13 protein-coding genes are annotated in these 16,004 nt (G+C 64.3%); 10 read left to right on the top strand and 3 right to left on the bottom strand.

The features are described 5' to 3' along the window. Positions 1-3 precede the first annotated feature (3 nt). Both K4A76_RS05515 and dapC read left to right on the top strand, forming a co-directional pair. Positions 4-2,706: a [protein-PII] uridylyltransferase gene (locus K4A76_RS05515; protein ID WP_274411709.1), complete on the top strand. Its 2,703-nt coding sequence runs from the start codon at positions 4-6 to the stop codon at positions 2,704-2,706. A 30-nt stretch (positions 2,707-2,736) separates the two neighbouring features. Next, entirely contained in the window at positions 2,737-3,933 is a 1,197-nt protein-coding gene (gene dapC, locus K4A76_RS05510; RefSeq protein WP_274411708.1) for a succinyldiaminopimelate transaminase, read from the top strand. 547 nt (positions 3,934-4,480) lie between these two features. Here the strand turns inward: dapC and K4A76_RS05505 are convergent. Next, positions 4,481-6,127, bottom strand: a complete 1,647-nt coding sequence (locus K4A76_RS05505) for a Na+/H+ antiporter (protein ID WP_054890073.1) — start codon at positions 6,125-6,127, stop codon at positions 4,481-4,483. A gap of 374 nt (positions 6,128-6,501) precedes the next feature. Here K4A76_RS05505 and K4A76_RS05500 point away from each other — a divergent pair, with 374 nt between their 5' ends. From K4A76_RS05500 to K4A76_RS05485, 4 genes are all read left to right on the top strand, one after another. Beyond that, complete coding sequence (locus K4A76_RS05500; RefSeq protein ID WP_054881204.1) at positions 6,502-6,849, top strand: ArsC family reductase; 348 nt, start codon at positions 6,502-6,504, stop codon at positions 6,847-6,849. Between the two features lie 31 nt (positions 6,850-6,880). Continuing rightward, the gene (gene dapD, locus K4A76_RS05495; RefSeq protein ID WP_009686960.1) at positions 6,881-7,915 is read left to right on the top strand and encodes a 2,3,4,5-tetrahydropyridine-2,6-dicarboxylate N-succinyltransferase; all 1,035 of its coding nucleotides are present in this window, start codon (positions 6,881-6,883) and stop codon (positions 7,913-7,915) included. A gap of 81 nt (positions 7,916-7,996) precedes the next feature. After that, positions 7,997-9,202, top strand: a complete 1,206-nt coding sequence (locus tag K4A76_RS05490) for a cysteine desulfurase (RefSeq protein WP_161891669.1) — start codon at positions 7,997-7,999, stop codon at positions 9,200-9,202. Further along, positions 9,199-9,609, top strand: a complete 411-nt coding sequence (locus K4A76_RS05485; RefSeq protein ID WP_161891668.1) for a SufE family protein — start codon at positions 9,199-9,201, stop codon at positions 9,607-9,609. The genes K4A76_RS05490 and K4A76_RS05485 overlap by 4 nt, the downstream gene beginning before the upstream one ends. A gap of 71 nt (positions 9,610-9,680) precedes the next feature. Here K4A76_RS05485 and tcdA read toward each other — a convergent pair whose 3' ends face one another. Then, complete coding sequence (gene tcdA / locus K4A76_RS05480; protein ID WP_274411707.1) at positions 9,681-10,490, bottom strand: tRNA cyclic N6-threonylcarbamoyladenosine(37) synthase TcdA; 810 nt, start codon at positions 10,488-10,490, stop codon at positions 9,681-9,683. Between the two features lie 119 nt (positions 10,491-10,609). On the opposite strand from tcdA, the gene K4A76_RS05475 reads away from it, so the two are divergent. The 4 genes from K4A76_RS05475 to K4A76_RS05460 all read left to right on the top strand — a co-directional run bounded on the left by K4A76_RS05475 (position 10,610) and on the right by K4A76_RS05460 (position 15,654). Next, positions 10,610-13,201, top strand: coding sequence for a glycosyltransferase (locus tag K4A76_RS05475; RefSeq protein WP_274411706.1), 2,592 nt, complete (start codon positions 10,610-10,612; stop codon positions 13,199-13,201). 94 nt (positions 13,202-13,295) lie between these two features. Beyond that, entirely contained in the window at positions 13,296-14,447 is a 1,152-nt protein-coding gene (gene dapE / locus K4A76_RS05470) for a succinyl-diaminopimelate desuccinylase (RefSeq protein WP_173887780.1), read from the top strand. After that, the gene (locus K4A76_RS05465; RefSeq protein ID WP_274411705.1) at positions 14,447-15,259 is read left to right on the top strand and encodes a putative RNA methyltransferase; all 813 of its coding nucleotides are present in this window, start codon (positions 14,447-14,449) and stop codon (positions 15,257-15,259) included. Before dapE ends, K4A76_RS05465 begins: the two co-directional genes overlap by 1 nt. 17 nt (positions 15,260-15,276) lie before the next feature. Further along, the gene (locus K4A76_RS05460; RefSeq protein WP_009686969.1) at positions 15,277-15,654 is read left to right on the top strand and encodes a hypothetical protein; all 378 of its coding nucleotides are present in this window, start codon (positions 15,277-15,279) and stop codon (positions 15,652-15,654) included. Between the two features lie 111 nt (positions 15,655-15,765). On the opposite strand, the gene K4A76_RS05455 is transcribed toward K4A76_RS05460, so the two are convergent. Beyond that, entirely contained in the window at positions 15,766-15,975 is a 210-nt protein-coding gene (locus tag K4A76_RS05455; RefSeq protein WP_003252255.1) for a cold-shock protein, read from the bottom strand. Positions 15,976-16,004: the final 29 nt, after the last annotated feature.

Here is a 16,004-nt window from a genome sequence, read left to right as displayed (position 1 = left end):
GCGATGCCCCAGGTGGACCCCGAACTGTTCGACCGCGGCCAGTTCCAGGCGGAACTGGCCCTCAAGGCGAGCCCTATCGCCGCTTTCAAGAAAGCCATCCGCCTGGCCGGCGAGGTGCTCGACAAGCGTTTTCGCGCCGGCGGCGACATTCGCCCGCTGATCGAGGCCCGTGCCTGGCTGGTCGACAATATCCTGCAACAGGCCTGGAACCAGTTCAACTGGGGGGACCACAGCGGCATCGCTCTGGTTGCGGTGGGTGGCTACGGGCGCGGTGAACTGCACCCGCATTCGGACATCGACCTGCTGATCCTCCTGGGCGCTGCCGAGCATGAACAGTACCGCGATGCCATCGAACGGTTTCTGACCCTGCTGTGGGACATAGGCCTGGAAGTCGGCCAGAGCGTGCGTACCGTGGACGAGTGTGCCGAACAGGCCCGCGCCGACCTCACGGTGATCACCAACCTGATGGAAAGCCGCACCATTGCCGGCCCGGAGCCGTTGCGCCAACGCATGCTGGACGTGACCAGCACCGCGCACATGTGGCCGAGCAAGGAGTTCTTCCTGGCCAAGCGCGCCGAACTCAAGGCCCGCCACCACAAGTACAACGACACCGAGTACAACCTGGAACCCAACGTCAAAGGGTCCCCTGGCGGCCTGCGCGATATCCAGACCGTACTGTGGGTGGCGCGCCGCCAATACGGCACCTTGAACCTGCTCGCACTGGCTGGCGAAGGCTTCCTGCTGGAAAGCGAGAACGAACTGCTGGCCTCGTCGCAGGACTTTCTATGGAAGGTGCGTTACGCCCTGCACATGCTGGCCGGCCGCGCCGAAGACCGCCTGCTGTTCGACCACCAGCGCAGCCTGGCCGAACTGCTGGGCTACCACGACGAGAACCCCAAGCGGGCGATCGAGCAGTTCATGACCCAGTACTACCGAGTGGTGATGAGCATCAGCCAGCTGTGCGACCTGATCATCCAGCACTTCGAGGAGGTCATCCTCGCCGACGAGGACAGTGGCAGCACCCAGCCGCTGAATGCGCGCTTCCGCCTGCATGACGGCTATATCGAGGCCACCCGGCCGAACGTATTCAAGCGCACGCCGTTCGCCATGCTGGAGATGTTCGTGCTGATGGCCCAGCACCCGGAGATCAAGGGTGTACGCGCCGATACCGTGCGCCTGCTGCGCGAACACCGGCACCTGATCGACGACACGTTCCGCACCGACATCCGCAATACCAGCCTGTTCATAGAGCTGTTCAAGTGCGAGATCGGCATACACCGCAACCTGCGCCGAATGAACCGCTACGGCATCCTGGGGCGTTACCTGCCCGAGTTCGGCCTGATCGTCGGGCAGATGCAGCACGACCTGTTCCACATCTATACCGTGGATGCGCACACCCTCAACCTCATCAAGCACCTGCGCAAGCTGCAGTACACACCGGTGTCCGAGAAGTTTCCGCTGGCCAGCAAGCTCATGGGGCGCCTGCCCAAACCCGAGCTGATCTACCTGGCCGGCCTGTACCACGACATCGGCAAGGGCCGCCACGGTGACCACTCGGAGCTCGGTGCGGTAGACGCGCAGAAGTTCTGCGAACGCCACCAACTGCCCGCCTGGGACAGCCGGCTGATCGTCTGGCTGGTGCTCAACCACCTGGTGATGTCTACCACCGCCCAGCGCAAGGACCTGTCCGACCCGCAGGTGATCAACGACTTCGCCCTGCACGTCGGCGACGAAACGCGCCTGGACTACCTGTACGTGCTGACCGTGGCCGATATCAATGCCACCAACCCCAGCTTGTGGAACTCGTGGCGCGCCAGCCTGTTGCGCCAGCTTTACACCGAGACCAAGCGGGCCTTGCGCCGCGGCCTGGAAAACCCGCTGGACCGCGAAGAGCAGATTCGCCAAACCCAGTCTGCCGCCCTGGACATCCTGGTGCGCGAGGGCACCGACCCGGACGACGTCGAACAATTGTGGTCGCAGCTGGGCGATGACTACTTCCTCAAGCACACTGCGGCCGACGTGGCCTGGCACAGTGATGCGATCCTGCAGCAGCCCGCCGATGGCGGCCCTCTGGTGCTGATCAAGGAAACCACCCAGCGCGAGTTCGAGGGTGGCACGCAGATCTTCATCTACGCCCCGGACCAGCACGACTTCTTTGCGGTGACGGTAGCGGCCATGTCGCAGCTGAACCTGAACATTCACGACGCGCGGATCATCACCTCCAGCAGCCAGTTCACGCTCGACACCTACATCGTGCTGGACAACGACGGCGGCTCGATTGGCGACAACCCGCAACGGGTGCGGCAGATTCGCGACGGCCTGAGCGAAGCCTTGCGCAACCCCGAGAACTACCCGACCATCATTCAGCGCCGGGTGCCCCGCCAGCTCAAGCACTTCGACTTCCCGCCACAGGTGACCATCCTCAACGATGCCCAACGGCCGGTGACCATTCTCGAGATCACCGCCCCCGACCGCCCTGGCCTGCTGGCCCGGCTGGGGCGGATTTTCCTGGAGTTCGACCTGTCACTGCAGAACGCCAAGATCGCCACCCTCGGCGAACGGGTCGAAGACGTGTTCTTCATCACCGATGCCGACAACCAGCCGCTGTCCGACCCGCAACTGTGCAGCCGCCTGCAGGAAGCTATCGTGCAGCAGCTGCAGGCCGGCCAAGGCAGCGACACCAGCCCGAGCCGCCTGACCATTTAACGATTAGACGATTGACGAGACCTTGCGCCGATGAACCATGCCTTGACCCAGCTTCAGCCCTACCCGTTCGAAAAGCTCCGCGCCCTGCTGGGCACCGTGAAGCCTGCGGCGGACAAACGCGCCATCGCCCTGTCGATCGGTGAGCCGAAGCACGAATCGCCGGCGTTCGTCGCCCAGGCCATGGCCGACAACCTCGACAAGCTGGCTGTCTATCCCAGCACCCTCGGCCTGCCGGCGCTGCGCCAGGCTATTGGCCAGTGGTGCGAGCAGCGGTTTGGCGTGCCCACCGGCTGGCTCGACGCCGACCGTCATATCCTGCCGGTCAATGGCACCCGCGAGGCGCTGTTCGCCTTCACCCAGGCCGTGGTCAACTGCGCCGATGACGGCCTGGTGGTCAGCCCGAACCCGTTCTACCAGATCTATGAAGGCGCAGCCCTGCTGGCCGGTGCTACCCCACACTACCTGCCGTGCCTGGAAGCCAATGGCTTCAACCCGGACTTCGACGCCGTGCCGGCCGATGTATGGCAGCGCTGCCAGATCCTGTTCCTGTGCTCGCCGGGCAACCCGACCGGGGCGCTGGTGCCCATGGACACCCTGAAAACGCTGATTGCCCTGGCCGACGAGCATGACTTCGTGATCGCCGCCGATGAGTGCTACAGCGAACTGTACTTCGACGAAGACGCCCCGCCGCCTGGCCTGTTGAGCGCTTGCGCGGAGCTGGGCCGCAGCGACTTCAAACGTTGCGTGGTCTTCCACAGCCTGTCCAAGCGCTCCAACCTGCCGGGCCTGCGCTCGGGCTTCGTTGCCGGCGACGCCGACATCATCAAGCCATTCCTGCTGTACCGTACCTACCACGGCTGCGCCATGCCGGTGCAAACCCAACTGGCGAGCATCGCCGCCTGGCAGGATGAAGCGCATGTGCGCGAAAACCGCGACCAGTACCGCGCCAAATACGATGCCGTGCTGGAGATCCTGCAGCCGGTACTGGACGTACAGCGCCCGGACGGCAGCTTCTACCTGTGGGCCAAGGTGCCTGGCGACGATGCCGAGTTCACCCGTGACCTGTTCGCAGCCCAGCATGTGACGGTGGTGCCGGGGTCTTACCTTTCGCGGGAAGTGGATGGTGTGAACCCGGGGGCCGGGCGTGTCCGCATGGCCTTGGTTGCACCGCTGGCCGAGTGCATCGAGGCTGCCGAGCGCATTCGCGCGTTTCTGCAAAGCCGCTGACAGGATCGGGGGGCGGTTTGTACGCGGTTCCTGTGGGAGCGGGCGTGCCCGCGAACACCGGCGCAGCCGGTGCTAGACACCGCGTCGCCTGCTTCGCGGGCTTGCCCGCTCCCACAACGAATCGCGCAGGCTTTTCAAAATTTGAGAAAGACAGTTGCTCCTGCAAGTACGGCGGCAACTCCAAGCCAGCGCAGGCCCCCTGTGGGAGCGGGCATGCCCGCGAACACCGGCGCAGCCGGTGCCAGACACCGCGTCCCCTGCTTCGCGGGCTTGCCCGCTCCCACAGGTGAATCGCGCAGGCTTTTCAAATTTTGAGAAAGACAGTTGCTCCTGCAAGTACGGCGGCAACTCCAAGCCAGCGCAGCCCCCCTGTGGGAGCGGGCATGCCCGCGAACACCGGCGCAGCCGGTGCCAGACACCGCGTCGCCTACTTCGCGGGCAAGCCCGCTCCCACAATGAATCGCGCAGGCTTTTCAAATTTGCAGAAAGACAGTTGCGCCTACCGGGGTAGGTGAGAGACCTGGTGCTGCAAGGCAGCCCCAGCGCTTTATTTGACCTGGCCCAGATTCGCCTCACTCATGTCCAGCTCGCCCAGCACCTGCCGCACCACTTCATCGCCTACCTCGTGCTGACGATGCAGGTTGTACAGCTCCAGCCGCTGCGCCCTTAGCGCCCGCAGGCGCAAGCGGCGCTCCAGCAAATCCATCTGCTCGGCCAGCGCCTTGGCTTCGGCCGTGTCGTTATAACTGTCCAGCTCATCCCGGTACTCCGCCATCAGGCGCGCCTTCAGTTCCGTGGCCATGGTTGCCTGGTCTGCATCCTGCGGCGCATTGCTGTCGATCACTTCCTCCGCCTCCAAGGCATGGATCGCCGCTTCTGCCGTGCGCCGCCAGGCTTCCTGCACCTCCTGTTGCAAGCGCTCGTCGGCGCTTTTGGTCACCCCGCGCAGCAACAGCGGCAAGGCGATACAGGCGCTGACCAGCGATAGCAGGATCACCCCTGCCGCGATGAAAATCAGCAGGTCCCGTTCCGGGAACGCCTTGCCTGCCCCCATCAGCAATGGCACCGACATCACACCCGCCAGGGTCACTGCACCCCGCACGCCGCCGAAGGTCAGCAGCCAGCAGGAGCGCGCCGTAGGCACCAGCACCAGCGCCGGCTTACCGCGCCAGCGGCGCAGCACGCCGATCGCGCGCCAGATACTCTGCACCCAGATGAAACGCAGCAGGATCAGCGCGGCAAAAATCGCCAGCACATCCAGGCAGCGGTAGGCCAGGGTCGGCCACACGGTGGTTTCGTGGCTGACCACAGCCTTGATGATGTCCGGTAACTGCAGGCCCAGTAGCAGGAAAATCAGGCCATTGAAGGCGAACTCCAGCAGCGACCAGACGCTGCGGTTGAGCAGGCGGGTGCTGGTCTGGCGTGGCAGCAGGTCGAGCCAGCTCTGCATCATGCCAGCGGCCACTGCCGACAAAATGCCCGACACGCCCAGCCGCTCGGCCAGTACATAAGCCGCGAACGGCAACAGCAGCATGAACACGACATGGGTCGCAGGGTCGTCCCAGCCCCGGGTGATCATCCACATGCGCAGGCGGCCGATCAGCCAGCTCAGGGCCACGCCCACTGCCAGGCCCCCCAGTGCTACCAGCACGAAGCTGAAGCTGGCGTCGGCCAGCGAGAAGGCCCCGGTGATTGCCGCCGCCAGGGCGAACTTGAAGGTCACCAGGCCGGAGGCGTCGTTCATCAGCGCCTCGCCCTGCAGCATATGCATCAGCGGGGTGGGCAGGCGGTCCTGGGTAATGGCCGATACGGCAACGGCGTCGGTCGGCGACAACACGGCGGCCAAGGCGAAGGCCACCGGCAGCGGGATGCTGGGCATCAGCCAGTGAATGAAGTAACCGGCCCCGACCACAGTGAACAGCACCAGCCCTACCGCCAGCGCCACCACCGGCCCTCGAAGGCGCCACAGTTCGCGCTTGGGAATCCGCCAGCCATCGGCGAACAGCAGTGGCGGCAGGAACAGGAACAGGAACAGCTCGGGGTCCAGCGCCACATGCAGGCCCAGGGTCGGCCACGCCAGCAAGGCGCCAGCGGCGATCTGCACCAGCGGCAAGGGCAGCGGAATCAGGCGACCGACCAGTTTCGACAGGCTGACCAAGGTCAACAGGATGAGGACGGTGTAGGCGGACTGCATCCGGTAAGGCTTCCTTTATGAACCAGAAACGACAACAGGGCGAAACATCGCCATTGAAACAATATGTTAGCGGCGATCGGCGAACCGGGGCCGCTGCACGATAGTCGCAGGTGGCGGATGAATATGTAACATGATGATACTTCGGTTGGGTGGTTGGGCCTGCCGTGAGTCTTGCAGCGCCTGTGAGATCGAGCGCCGCCCGCGCGGCGCTCGATCTCATAAGCGATGCAAGACCCAAGACCTGCACATCTGCGGCGCCCGCAAAACCCAAGACAAGCACACCCGTGGCGCTCACATCTCCGTTCCCGCATAATCCCGCGACTGAAATCGAAAAACGGAGAGGTTGGGGCAACCTGTGATCCCCAATGCACACAATGACCTACACGCTCTACGGTATCAAAGCCTGCGACACCATGAAAAAAGCGCGTACCTGGCTCGAAGACCAGTCCATCGCCTACGAATTCCACGACTACAAGACCCAAGGTATCGACCGTGACAGCCTGAACCGCTGGTGCGACGAACACGGCTGGGAAGTCATCCTCAACCGTGCCGGCACCACGTTCCGCAAGCTGGACGACGCCAGCAAGGCAGACCTCGACCAGGCCAAGGCCGTCGAGCTGATGCTGGCCCAGCCGTCGATGATCAAGCGCCCGGTGCTCGACCTTGGCGCGCGCACGTTGGTCGGCTTCAAGCCTGACCTGTACGCCGCAGCCTTCGCCTGAGCCCCTACCCTATTTCGCACGAGGTAATCACATGTCCAATACCCTGTTCAGCCTGGCCTTCGGTGTCGGCTCCCAGAACCGCCAGGGCGCCTGGCTGGAAGTGTTCTACGCACAACCCCTGCTCAACCCAAGCGCCGAACTGGTCGCCGCAGTCGCGCCTGTTCTTGGTTACCAGGGTGGCAACCAGGCCATCGCCTTCAGCAACGCCCAGGCCGCCCAACTGGCCGAAGCGGTGAAAGGCGTGGATGCCGCCCAGGCCGCGCTGCTGACCCGCCTGGCCGAAAGCCACAAGCCGCTGGTCGCCACCCTGCTGGCCGAAGACGCTGCGCTGGCTTCGACCCCAGAGGCGTACCTCAAGCTGCACCTGCTGTCGCACCGCCTGGTCAAGCCACACGGCGTAAGCCTGGCCGGCATCTTCCCGCTGCTGCCGAACGTGGCCTGGACCAACCAGGGCGCGGTCGACCTGAGCGAACTGGCCGAACTGCAACTCGAAGCACGCCTCAAAGGCGAGTTGCTGGAAGTGTTCTCGGTGGACAAGTTCCCGAAAATGACCGACTACGTGGTCCCGGCCGGCGTGCGTATCGCCGACACCGCCCGTGTGCGCCTGGGCGCCTACATTGGCGAAGGCACCACCATCATGCACGAAGGCTTCGTCAACTTTAACGCTGGCACCGAAGGCCCGGGCATGATCGAAGGCCGGGTTTCCGCTGGCGTATTCGTCGGCAAGGGCTCGGACCTGGGCGGCGGATGCTCGACCATGGGCACCCTGTCCGGTGGCGGCAACATCGTCATCAAGGTCGGCGAAGGCTGCCTGATCGGCGCCAACGCCGGTATCGGTATCCCGCTGGGTGACCGCAACACCGTCGAAGCGGGCCTGTACATCACTGCCGGCACCAAGGTGAACCTGCTGGACGAGAACAACGAACTGGTCAAGGTGGTCAAGGCGCGTGACCTGGCAGGCCAGACCGACCTGCTGTTCCGCCGCAACTCGCTGAACGGCGCAGTGGAATGCAAGACCCACAAGTCGGCCATTGAGCTGAACGAAGCATTGCACGCCCACAACTGAGAACCTTGCACGGTTTGAGGTGTTAACATCGGGTCTGGCGCCAACACGCCAGACCCGTTTTTCATTCCAGGCCCCGCGATCATGTTCCAGCCCTCCCCCTGGCGTGCCGATTTCCCCGCCATCGACGCCCTGCAACGGCAGCACCAGACCTACCTGGACAGCGCCGCCACCACCCAGAAGCCGCAAGCCTTGCTGGATGCCCTGGGCCATTACTACGCCCATGGCGCGGCCAACGTGCACCGCGCCCAGCACTTGCCCGGTGCACTGGCGACCCAGGCTTTCGAAACCAGCCGCAACAAGGTGGCCGCCTGGCTCAACGCCGCCGATCCCCGGCAAATCGTGTTTACCCATGGCGCCACTTCGGCGTTGAACCTGCTGGCCTATGGCCTGGAGCACCGCTTCGAGGCGGGCGACGAAATTGCCGTCAGCGCGCTGGAGCACCATGCCAACCTGCTGCCCTGGCAGCAACTGGCGCAGCGGCACGACCTGCGCCTGGTGGTACTGCCGCTGGACATTCACGGCCACATCGACCTGGACCAGGCCCTGCAGTTGGTAGGCCCACGCACCCGGGTACTGGCCGTCAGCCAGTTGTCCAACGTGCTGGGCACCTGGCAGCCCTTGCCTGCCCTGCTGGCCCATGCCCGTGCGCAAGGTGCGGTGACCGTGGTCGACGGCGCCCAAGGCGTGGTCCATGGGCGTCATGATGTGCAGCAGCTGGGCTGCGACTTCTATGTGTTTTCCAGCCACAAGCTGTATGGCCCGGACGGTGTCGGCGTGCTCTACGGCCGCAGCCAGGCCTTCGAGCTGCTGCGCCATTGGCAGTTTGGCGGTGAGATGGTGCAGCTCGCCGACTACCATAGCGCCAGCTTCCGCCCGGCGCCGTTGGGTTTCGAGGCGGGCACCCCGCCCATTGCCGGGGTGATCGGCCTGGGCGCGACCCTTGCCTACCTGGCCAGCCTCGATAGCCACGCGGTCGCCGCCCACGAAACCAGCCTGCATCAGCAACTGCTGCGCGGCCTGGCCGACCGCGAGGGTATCCGGGTGCTGGGCACGCCACAGGCGGCGCTGGCCAGCTTCGTCATCGAGGGCGTGCACAATGCCGATATCGCCCACCTGCTCACCGAGCAGGGCATTGCCGTGCGTGCCGGGCACCACTGCGCCATGCCGCTGCTGAAGGGGCTGGGCCTGGAGGGTGCGATCCGTGTGTCGTTGGGCTTGTACAACGACAGCAGCGACCTGCAGCGCTTCTTCGACGCGCTGGACCAAGGCCTGGAGTTGTTGCGATGAGCCTGCCGGAACAGGCGCTACAGGCGCTGGCCGCGTTCGAACAGGGCAAGGGCTGGGAACAGCGTGCTCGCTTGCTGATGCAATGGGGCGACCGGCTGGAGCCGCTGGCTGCCAGCGAAAAAACCGAGGCCAACCGGGTGCACGGTTGCGAAAGCCTGGTGTGGCTGGTGGCCGAGCAGGCCGATGGCGCATGGCGGTTCAAGGCCGCTAGCGATGCCCGTTTGTTGCGCGGGCTGCTGGCATTGTTGCTGGTGCGGGTGCAGGGTTTGACCAGCGGTGAACTGCTGGCGCTCGACCTGCGGGGGTGGTTCAGCCAGCTGGGGCTGGAGCGCCAACTGTCGCCGTCGCGCAGCAACGGGCTGCATGCGGTGTTGCAGCGCATGGCAGAGCTGGTGGTCAAACGTTAACTGGGGTGGGGGCCAACATCGTTGGGGGCGCTGCGCGCCCCATCGCGACACGAGGCCGCTCCTACAGGGATTTACACGGGCTTGACCCGCTCCGATGGCCGTCGCGCACCGGCCACCAGTTTCTCTATCGCCTTGCTCGCTGCCACCATGCCAAAGGTGGCGGTCACCATCATCACCGCGCCAAAGCCGCCGGCACAATCCAGCCGCACGCCTTCGCCAACGAAGCTTTTCTGCAGGCACACGCTGCCATCGCCTTTGGGGTAACGCAGCTGCTCACTGGAAAACACACATGGCACGCCATAGTTGCGGCTGACATTGCGCGAAAAGTTGTAGTCACGCCGCAACGTGGAGCGGACCCGCGAGGCCAGCGGATCGTTGAAGGTCTTGTTGAGGTCGGCGATCTGGATCTGCGTGGGGTCGATCTGCCCGCCGGCCCCCCCGGTGGTGACGATGGCGATCTTGCGCCGGCGGCACCAGGCGATCAGCGCGGCCTTGGCCATGACGCTGTCGATGCAGTCGATCACGCAGTCCAGGTGTTCGGTGATGTACTCGACCATGGTGTCGCGGGTGACGAAATCGGCGACTGCATGCACCGTGCAGGCCGGGTTGATCGCCCGCAGGCGCTCGGCCATGACCTCGACCTTGGGGCGCCCCACCTGCCCTTCCAGGGCGTGGGCCTGGCGGTTGGTGTTGCTGACGCAGACATCGTCCAGGTCGAACAGGGTGATTTCGCCCACGCCACTGCGCGCCAGCGCTTCGGCCACCCACGAACCCACCCCGCCAATCCCGACTATCGCCACATGGGCCTGGCCCAGGCGTTGCAGGCCTTGGTCGCCGTACAGCCGGGCAACGCCGGCGAAGCGTGGATCTTCTGTACTCATGTTCATACCCCAAAAAACCGGCGCGCATTATATGCCAGCGAGCCCAAGGCCTGCACCGTTAGGAAATGGACTACTAACCCTGCTTTAATGTCCTATCACTTCGACAGAAATGGACGACAATGTCTTCACGTAAATTCGGCCTGAACCTGGTTGTGGTGCTGGCCATCGCTGCGTTGTTCACCGGCTTCTGGGCGCTGATCAATCGCCCGGTTTCCGCGCCCGCCTGGCCAGAACAAATCTCTGGCTTCTCGTATTCGCCGTTCCGCCTGGGTGAAAGCCCGCAAAAGGGCCAGTACCCCAGTGACGAAGAAATGCGTCAGGACCTGGAGCAACTGAGCAAACTGACCGACAGCATCCGCATCTACACCGTGGAAGGCACCCAGGCAGACATCCCACGGCTGGCCGAGGAGTTCGGCCTGCGGGTGACACTGGGCATCTGGATCAGCCCCGACCTCGAACGCAACGAGCGGGAAATTGCCACCGCCATCGAGTTGGCCAATACCTCGCGCAGCGTGGTGCGCGTAGTGGTGGGTAACGAGGCGCTGTTCCGCGAAGAAGTGACACCGGAAAACCTCATCAAGTACCTGGACAGGGTACGTGCCGCGGTCAAGGTCCCGGTAACCACCAGTGAGCAATGGCATATCTGGAAGGAACACCCGGAGCTGGCCAGGCACGTCGACCTGATTGCCGCGCACATCCTGCCTTACTGGGAATTCGTGCCGATGAAAGACTCGGTTGAGTTCGTGCTCGACCGTGCCCGCGAGCTGAAGCAGCAGTTCCCGCGCAAGCCGCTGTTGCTGTCGGAGGTCGGCTGGCCGAGCAATGGCCGCATGCGCGGGGGGGCCGATGCCACCCAGGCCGATCAGGCCATCTACCTGCGCACCTTGGTCAACACGCTCAACCGCCGTGGCTACAACTACTTTGTCATCGAAGCCTATGACCAGCCCTGGAAGGCCAGTGACGAAGGCTCGGTAGGCGCTTACTGGGGCGTTTACAACGCCGAGCGCCAGCAGAAGTTCAATTTCGAGGGGCCCGTGGTGGCGATTCCGCAGTGGCGCGCCCTGGCGGTCGCGTCGGTGGTGCTGGCCATGATCGCGCTGATGGTGCTGTTCATCGACGGCTCGGCCTTGCGCCAACGCGGCCGGACCTTCCTGACGTTCATCACCTTCCTGTGCGGGTCGGTGCTGGTGTGGATCGCCTACGACTACAGCCAGCAATACAGCACCTGGTTCAGCCTGACCGTCGGCGTGTTGCTGGCGCTCGGCGCATTGGGGGTGTTCATCGTGCTGCTCACCGAGGCGCATGAACTGGCCGAGGCGGTGTGGATCCACAAGCGCCGCCGCGAGTTTCTGCCAGTACAGGCCGACAGCGCCTACCGGCCCAAGGTGTCGGTGCATGTACCGTGCTACAACGAGCCGCCAGAAATGGTCAAGCAGACCCTCGACGCCCTGGCCGCGCTGGACTACCCCGATTATGAAGTGCTGGTGATCGACAACAACACCAAGGACCCGGCCGTGTGGGAACCGCTCAAGGCCCATTGCGAGAAACTGGGCGAACGGTTCAAGTTCTTCCACGTCGCACCCTTGGCTGGCTTCAAGGGCGGCGCGCTGAACTACCTGATCCCGCACACCGCGCCAGACGCCGAAGTGATCGCGGTGATCGACTCGGACTACTGCGTCGACCGCAACTGGCTCAAGCACATGGTGCCGCACTTCGCCGACCCGAAAATTGCCGTGGTGCAGTCGCCGCAGGACTACCGCGACCAACACGAAAGGGCATTCAAGAAGCTGTGTTACAGCGAATACAAGGGCTTCTTCCACATCGGCATGGTCACCCGCAACGACCGTGACGCGATCATCCAGCATGGCACCATGACCATGACCCGGCGCAGCGTGCTGCAAGAACTGGGCTGGGCCGAGTGGTGTATCTGCGAGGACGCCGAACTGGGCCTGCGCGTGTTCGAGAGAGGCCTGTCGGCGGCTTACGCCCACAACAGTTATGGCCAAGGCTTGATGCCTGACACGTTCATCGATTTCAAGAAACAGCGCTTCCGCTGGGCATACGGTGCCATCCAGATCATCAAGCACCACGCCGGCGCCCTGTTGCGCGGCACGGGTAGCCAGCTGACGCGCGGCCAGCGCTACCACTTCCTGGCCGGCTGGCTGCCCTGGATCGCCGATGGCATGAACATTTTCTTCACCATCGGCGCGCTGCTGTGGTCGGCCGCGATGATCATCGTGCCGCACCGGGTCGACCCGCCACTGATGATTTTCGCCATCCCGCCGCTGGCGCTGTTCTTCTTCAAGGTCGGCAAGATCCTGTTCCTCTACCGGCGTGCGGTGGGGGTGAACATGAAGGATGCCTTCGCGGCGGCGCTGGCGGGGCTGGCGCTGTCGCATACCATCGCCAAAGCGGTGCTGTACGGGTTCTTCACCAGCAGCATGCCGTTCATCCGCACGCCAAAGCATGCCGACAGCCATGGTTTGCTGGTGGCGATTGCCGAGGCGCGCGAGGAACTGTTCATCATGCTGCTGTTGTGGGGCGCAGCGCTGGGTATCTACCTGGTGCAGGGGCTGCCGAGCTCGGACATGCGCTTCTGGATGGCCATGCTGCTGGTGCAGTCGTTGCCGTACGTGGCGGCACTGGTGATGGCGCTGCTGTCGTCGCTGCCCAAGCCTGCTCACAAGGCTGCCGAGGCGCAGCAGGCTTGAGATGTTGGGGGCGCTTGGCGCCCCTTTCGCGACTGGTTTGCTATAAGATAACGCCCCTCAGATTTCCCCGCCTTGCCTTGCCCCGGAGTTCCCCATGACGGCCCCTGCCGAGCTCTCGCCTACCCTTCAACTGGCCTGCGACCTGATCCGTCGCCCCTCCGTCACCCCTGTCGACGCCGATTGCCAGGCGCAAATGATGAACCGCCTCGGCGCCGTGGGCTTCCAGCTCGAGCCGATGCGCATCGAAGACGTCGACAATTTCTGGGCGACCCATGGCCAGCAGGAAGGCCCGGTACTGTGCTTCGCCGGGCACACCGACGTGGTGCCCACCGGCCCCGTGCAGCAATGGCAACATGAACCGTTCGATGCGCTGATCGACGCCGACGGCATGCTCTGCGGCCGCGGCGCAGCCGACATGAAAGGCAGCCTGGCCTGCATGGTGGTTGCCAGCGAACGCTTCGTGCAGGATTACCCCGACCACCGCGGCAAGGTCGCCTTCCTGATCACCAGCGACGAGGAAGGCCCGGCCCACCACGGCACCAAGGCTGTGGTCGAACGCCTCAAAGCACGTAATCAGCGCCTGGACTGGTGCATCGTCGGCGAACCTTCCAGCACCACCCTGCTGGGTGACGTGGTCAAGAACGGCCGCCGTGGCTCGCTGGGCGCCAAGCTGACCGTGCGCGGCAAACAGGGCCATGTGGCCTACCCGCACCTGGCGCGCAACCCCATTCACCTGGCCGCACCGGCCCTGGCGGAGCTGGCAGCCGAGCACTGGGACGAAGGCAATGCATTCTTCCCGCCGACCAGCTTCCAGATCTCCAACCTCAACTCCGGCACCGGTGCCACCAACGTGGTTCCGGGCGAGCTGACTGCGCTGTTCAATTTCCGGTTCTCCACCGAGTCCACCGTCGAAGGCCTGCAGGCGCGGGTGTCGGCGATCCTCGACAAGCACGGACTGGACTGGTCGATCGACTGGGCACTGTCAGGCCTGCCGTTCCTCACCGAGCCGGGCGAGCTGCTGGACGCCGTTTCGGCCAGCATCAAAGGTGTCACCGGCCGCGACACCCAACCGTCGACCAGCGGCGGCACGTCAGATGGCCGCTTCATCGCCACCCTGGGCACCCAGGTGGTCGAGCTGGGCCCGGTCAACGCCACCATCCACCAGGTGGACGAGCGGATTCTGGCCAGCGACCTCGACCTGCTGACCGAAATCTACTACCAGACCCTGGTCCGGTTGCTCGCCTGATGCTTGCCTGCCCCCTTTGCCAGGCGCCGCTGGCGCAAGTCGACAACGGCGTGGCCTGCCCGGCAGGCCACCGCTTCGACCGGGCCCGCCAGGGCTACCTGAACCTGCTGCCGGTGCAGCACAAGAACAGCCGTGACCCGGGTGACAACCAGGCCATGGTCGAGGCGCGTCGCGACTTCCTTGACGGCGGCCACTACGCACCGGTGGCCCAGCGCCTGGCCGAACTGGCCGCCGAGCGCCAGCCCGGTGCCTGGCTGGACATTGGCTGCGGCGAGGGCTACTACACCGCGCAGTTGGCCCAGGCCCTGCCCGCGGCCGACGGTTACGCCCTGGATATCTCCCGCGAGGCGGTCAAGCGTGCCTGCCGCCGCGCACCGGCTGTCACCTGGATGGTCGCCAGCATGGCCCGGGTGCCGCTGGCCGATGCCAGCTGCCAGTTCATCGCCAGCGTATTCAGCCCGCTGGACTGGGCCGAAGCCAAACGCCTGCTCAGCCCCGGCGGTGGCCTGATGCGGGTAGGCCCGACCAGCGGCCACCTGATGGAACTGCGCGAAGTGCTCTACGATGAAGTACGCCCTTACGCCGACGACAAGCACCTGGCCCTGGTCCCCGAGGGCATGGCCCATGCCCACAGCGAAACCCTGGCGTTGCGCCTGAGCTTGATCGCCCCCAAGGCCCGCGCCGACCTGCTGGCCATGACCCCACACGGCTGGCGCGCCAGCGCCGAAAAACGTGCACGGGTGATCGACCAGCCCGAGCCGTTCGAGGTAACGGTTTCCATGCGTTATGACTATTTTGTGCGCCAAGACTGAGCACACCCGGAGCCCTTATGCGCCAACCTGATATCGAGATCTACCTGAAGGACGCCGACGTCGACCACAAACAGATTGCCGGGTGGCTTGCCCAGGCGATCGGCCCATGCAGCGAATGGAAGCAGAAAGGCCAGACGTTCAAATGCCAGGCCGGTAACATTCCGGTCACTTGGTTACCGAAGGCTGTAGGGAAATGGAACAGCCTGTACCTGGAAAGCGATCAGACCCCCTGGGCCGACGATATTGCCTGCGCCCGCGCTGCATTTGCCGCACTGGGGGTGGAAGTGCGCTGCGCACCGGGTGGCTGGGTCGAGGAAGACGGCGAGGAAGATGCCGACCGCTGGGTCCGCATCAGCGCCGACGGTGAAGAGGAAATCACCTGGCGTACGTCTTGAAACCAAAGCCTTGCTCATTTCTGTAGGAGCGGGTTTACCCGCGAACACGGGCTATGCCCGTGCCAACGATCGCGGTGGCTGCTTTCGCGGGTCAAGCCCGCTCCTACAGGCTCAGAGGCCTACCACGTCTTCGGCTTGCAGGCCTTTCTGGCCCTGCACGCAAGCGTATTCAACCCGCTGCCCTTCGACCAGGGTACGATGCCCCTCACCGCGAATCGCCCGATAGTGGACGAATACATCCGCACCACCTTCGCGCTGAATGAAGCCATAACCCTTGGCATCGTTGAACCACTTTACATTCCCAGTCTCACGAGACGACATCTGAACTACTCCGGTTTTTTATTGTGAAG

The sequence above is a fragment of the Pseudomonas sp. NEEL19 genome (genome assembly GCF_028751975.1).
In the GTDB taxonomy this organism is placed as follows: Bacteria; Pseudomonadota; Gammaproteobacteria; order Pseudomonadales; family Pseudomonadaceae; genus Aquipseudomonas; species Aquipseudomonas juntendi.
Note: the sequence above shows the minus strand (reverse complement) of the source record. Positions and strands in the feature narration are given on the sequence as shown.

Excerpts from the sequence above, each read along its gene's own strand:
- K4A76_RS05515 (WP_274411709.1), top strand. The coding sequence starts at position 4 with ATGCCCCAGGTGGACCCCGAACTGTTCGACCGCGGCCAGTTCCAGGCG.
- dapC (WP_274411708.1), top strand. The coding sequence starts at position 2,737 with ATGAACCATGCCTTGACCCAGCTTCAGCCCTACCCGTTCGAAAAGCTC.
- K4A76_RS05505 (WP_054890073.1), bottom strand. The coding sequence starts at position 6,127 with ATGCAGTCCGCCTACACCGTCCTCATCCTGTTGACCTTGGTCAGCCTG.
- K4A76_RS05500 (WP_054881204.1), top strand. The coding sequence starts at position 6,502 with ATGACCTACACGCTCTACGGTATCAAAGCCTGCGACACCATGAAAAAA.
- dapD (WP_009686960.1), top strand. The coding sequence starts at position 6,881 with ATGTCCAATACCCTGTTCAGCCTGGCCTTCGGTGTCGGCTCCCAGAAC.
- K4A76_RS05490 (WP_161891669.1), top strand. The coding sequence starts at position 7,997 with ATGTTCCAGCCCTCCCCCTGGCGTGCCGATTTCCCCGCCATCGACGCC.
- K4A76_RS05485 (WP_161891668.1), top strand. The coding sequence starts at position 9,199 with ATGAGCCTGCCGGAACAGGCGCTACAGGCGCTGGCCGCGTTCGAACAG.
- tcdA (WP_274411707.1), bottom strand. The coding sequence starts at position 10,490 with ATGAGTACAGAAGATCCACGCTTCGCCGGCGTTGCCCGGCTGTACGGC.
- K4A76_RS05475 (WP_274411706.1), top strand. The coding sequence starts at position 10,610 with ATGTCTTCACGTAAATTCGGCCTGAACCTGGTTGTGGTGCTGGCCATC.
- dapE (WP_173887780.1), top strand. The coding sequence starts at position 13,296 with ATGACGGCCCCTGCCGAGCTCTCGCCTACCCTTCAACTGGCCTGCGAC.
- K4A76_RS05465 (WP_274411705.1), top strand. The coding sequence starts at position 14,447 with ATGCTTGCCTGCCCCCTTTGCCAGGCGCCGCTGGCGCAAGTCGACAAC.
- K4A76_RS05460 (WP_009686969.1), top strand. The coding sequence starts at position 15,277 with ATGCGCCAACCTGATATCGAGATCTACCTGAAGGACGCCGACGTCGAC.
- K4A76_RS05455 (WP_003252255.1), bottom strand. The coding sequence starts at position 15,975 with ATGTCGTCTCGTGAGACTGGGAATGTAAAGTGGTTCAACGATGCCAAG.